This window comes from Acidisoma sp. S159, from assembly GCF_009766125.1.
Classification (GTDB): domain Bacteria; phylum Pseudomonadota; class Alphaproteobacteria; order Acetobacterales; family Acetobacteraceae; genus Acidisoma.
On sequence record NZ_LMUG01000032.1, the window covers coordinates 735,691 to 739,590 of the forward strand.

The window sequence follows — 3,900 nt, forward strand, 5'->3', positions numbered from 1 at the left end:
TGGCATCACGCCGTTCAATTTCCCGGTGATGGTGCCGCTATGGATGCTGCCGATGGCGATCGCTTGCGGCAACTGCTTCATCCTCAAACCCTCGGAGCGCGATCCCAGCGCCTCGCTCCTGCTCGCCGATCTGCTCAAGCAGGCGGGGCTGCCGGATGGTGTTCTGAGCGTGGTCCATGGCGACAAGGAAGTCGTTGACGCGATCCTGGAGCATAAAGGCATCCAGGCGGTGAGCTTCGTGGGCTCCACACCGATCGCGGAGTATATTTATCATACAGGCGTCACGAACGGTAAGCGCGTGCAGGCGCTGGGTGGTGCGAAGAACCACGCCGTCATCATGCCGGATTGCGATCTCGACAAGACTGTCGATGCGCTGATGGGTGCGGCCTATGGCTCGGCGGGCGAGCGCTGCATGGCGATTTCGGTGGCCGTTGCGGTGGGTGGCATCGGCGATAAGCTGATCGAGACCATGGCGCCGCGCGTGCGCGCGCTGAAGATCGGGCCGGGCACGGATAGTTCGGCAGAAATGGGTCCACTAGTCACGAAGGTCCATCTCGACAAGGTCACCGGCTATATCGATGCCGGTGTGGCGGAAGGCGCCAAGCTGGTGGTGGATGGCCGCGGCCTGAAGCTGCAGGGCTACGAGAATGGCAATTTCATCGGCGGGACGCTGTTCGACAACGTGACGCCCGAGATGAAGATCTACAAGGAAGAGATCTTCGGGCCGGTTCTTTCCGTTGTCCGCGCCGATGATTTCACCTCGGCCATCAAGCTCGTCAACGAGCATGAATTCGGCAACGGCACCTCGATCTTCACCCGGGATGGCGATTCCGCCCGCGCCTATATGCATCAGGTCCAGGCCGGCATGGTCGGCATCAATGTGCCGATCCCTGTGCCGATGGCCTATCACAGCTTCGGCGGCTGGAAGCGCTCACTATTTGGGGACCATCACATGCATGGGCCAGAGGGCGTGCGGTTCTTCACCAAGTATAAGGCCGTGACATCGCGCTGGCCGGCCGGTATCCGCGCCGGGGCCGACTTCGTGATGCCCACGCTAGCCTGACGGTTGATGAGTGGCTGAGACGACGGGAACGCATGAAAAGGTAGTTCCCTACGCCAGAGCTCCGTCGGTGGATGCTATCGCATTATTCCCTTCGAAAGAGATGGAAATGCGCAGGGGCGCGCCCCCGAACTTTGGCGTACATCGGACCTTCGCCGCCGAGCCGGGACCGCGGGACCGGACTAGAAGCGCAGCGTTTCCTGAAACGGGAACAATCGCCTCCGGCCCGGCTGTAGGCCCCAAAAGGGAGATATCAATGATGACAGAGTGCGATCCGTCCAACCTCCCGGCGACTGATTTCACAATGCAGCAAGGCCTCCGTAGGCCGCCCCTTGGCCGCCGGATGCGGCTGGGATTTGTGGGCGGTGGCCGTAGCGGCCAAGTCGGAAGCTGGCATGCTTCCGGGGTCCGCCTTTCCGGCCACTGGGATATTGTAGCCGGTGCTTTGTCGACGGACCCAAAGGTAGCGGCACTTTCCGCTATCGACTGGAGCATTGACGGCGGACGCAGCTATGCTGACTACCGTGCTATGGCTGCCGCGGAAGCAGCCCGCCCCGATGGGATTGAAGCAGTCGCGATTTGCACGCCGAACTGGACGCATGCAGCGATAGCGACTGAATTCTTGCAAAGCGGAATCGATGTCATCCTCGACAAACCAATGGCGATGTCGGTTGCCGAGGCCGATCAACTCGTCGCGTTGCAGGAGAAATCGGGACTGACTTTGGCTTTGACCTATTCCTTTGCCCACCACGCCATGGTCCGCCAGGCGGCTGTCATGGTGGAGCAAGGAGCGATCGGGCGCATACGGCAGGCTCATGTTGAGTTTGTACAGGACTGGGCGACCGCTCCCTTCGCGTCGGACAACCGAGCCGCAGCCTGGCGCCAGGATTCCAGAAAGGTCGGGAGAACCTCGGCTGTCGGCGATATCGGGACGCACGCGTACCACCTCCTGAAGACGATATCTGGGCTCGATGCCGAGGAACTCCGCGCCGAGTTTCATGTGTGTGGCGCGCCAAAGCCGATGGAAGACACAGCCTTCGTTGGTCTCCGTTTGACCGGCGGCGTACCGGGCTTTCTCTGGGTCACGCAGGCAGCGCCTGGCAATGCTGCCGGACTACGCCTCCGGTTGTTCGGCGAAAAGGGCGGGCTGGAATGGGATCAGGAATACCCAGAGCAGCTCCGCTATTCTCTCGTCGGCAGCCCCGAGCAGATCATCCATCGTGGCAAAGGGAACGGCATGCTTCCAGCAGCCGAGCGGCTCGTTCATTTGCCACGCGGCCATGGTGAAGCGCTCACCGATGCCTGGGCGAACCTTTACGCGGAGGTTGGTTTCACGATCGCTGCCCGGCGGGCAGGTGTCGCGTTGCCGGATGGCTTTGTGAGATACACCGGTGCTGAAGCAGGAGCCGCGGGCGTGCGGTTCATTGAGGCTTGCGCCAACAGCAATGAGGCGGGTGGCATCTGGGTGCCGTTGCTGTGAAGAAATCTGGGGACCAACCGTTGAGTCCGCCAGTGGCTGAGGACCAAGGCCTGGCAGCAGTGGCCGATGCTAGCCGCTTCCTGCAACTGGAAACCACGGGAGCCGTGTAATGGCTGATGTGATGACCAAGTGGGTCTACAACTTCGGGGCCGGCCATAACGAGGGCCGCGCCGAAATGCGCAACCTGCTCGGCGGCAAGGGGGCGAACCTGGCGGAGATGGCCGGGATCGGCCTGCCGGTGCCGCCCGGTTTCACCATCACAACTGATCTCTGCACGGCCTTCTACGACAATGGCCGCAAATACCCGGATGATCTCGACGCCCAGGTACGCAGCGCCCTGGCGCGGGTCGAGGAGGCCGTCGGCCTGAACTTCGGCGATCCGGCCAAGCCATTGCTCGTCTCGGTACGTTCGGGCGCGCGCGTGTCGATGCCCGGCATGATGGATACGGTGCTCAACCTCGGCCTGAACGACGAGACGGTGCGCGGACTGGAAGCGGCATCGGGCGACAGCCGCTTCGCCTGGGACAGCTATCGCCGCTTCATCCAGATGTTCGGCAGCGTCGTACTCGGCGTCGATCACCACCGCTTCGAGGAGATCATCGAGCAAGCCAAGATCGATGCCGGCGTGGTGGAAGACACCCCGCTGACCTCCCATCAATGGGAGGAGGTCGTCGAGGCCTACCAGGATCTCGTGCTGAACGAGACCGGCGCCCCCTTCCCGCAGGATCCGCAGGCCCAGCTATGGAGCGCGATCGGCGCGGTCTTCGGCAGCTGGATGAACCCGCGCGCCATCACCTATCGCCGGCTGCACGACATCCCCGCCGAGTGGGGCACCGCCGTCAATGTGCAGGCGATGGTCTACGGCAATATGGGCCAGGACTGCGCGACGGGCGTGTGCTTCACCCGCGATCCCTCGACCGGCGAGGACATCTTCTACGGCGAGTTCCTGGTCAATGCGCAGGGTGAGGATGTCGTCGCCGGCATCCGTACCCCGCAACCGCTATCCAAGGCGCGTGCGAAACCCGGCGAGGTCAGCATGGAGGAGGCACTCCCCCAGGCCTATGCCGAGCTGCTGAAGGTCCGCGAAACGCTGGAGCAGCACTATCGCGACATGCAGGACATCGAGTTCACCGTGCAGAGCAACACGCTCTACATGCTGCAAACCCGCAACGGAAAGCGCACGGCCACCGCCGGGCTGCGCATGGCAGTCGAAATGGCTCAGGCCGGGCTGATCGACAAGCCGGAAGCGGTGCGGCGCATCAACCCGGCCTCGCTCGACCAACTGCTGCATCCGATGCTCGACCCCGATGCGAAGCGGACGCTCTTTGGCCGTGGCTTGCCCGCGAGCCCGGGTGCCGCT

General features: G+C 62.9%; 3 protein-coding genes. All 3 read left to right on the top strand.

Going from position 1 to position 3,900, the window contains the following annotated elements; translation table 11 throughout:
• The coding region (gene mmsA, locus GSQ92_RS11325) for a CoA-acylating methylmalonate-semialdehyde dehydrogenase (protein ID WP_159013455.1) at nucleotides 1-1,063 on the top strand (1,063 nt) is incomplete at its 5' end.
• Between the two features lie 253 nt (nucleotides 1,064-1,316).
• Nucleotides 1,317-2,540, top strand: coding sequence for a Gfo/Idh/MocA family protein (locus GSQ92_RS11330; RefSeq protein WP_216856801.1), 1,224 nt, complete (start codon nucleotides 1,317-1,319; stop codon nucleotides 2,538-2,540).
• 121 nt (nucleotides 2,541-2,661) lie between these two features.
• A partial coding sequence (locus GSQ92_RS11335; protein WP_159013457.1) for a PEP/pyruvate-binding domain-containing protein occupies nucleotides 2,662-3,900 on the top strand: 1,239 nt, incomplete at its 3' end.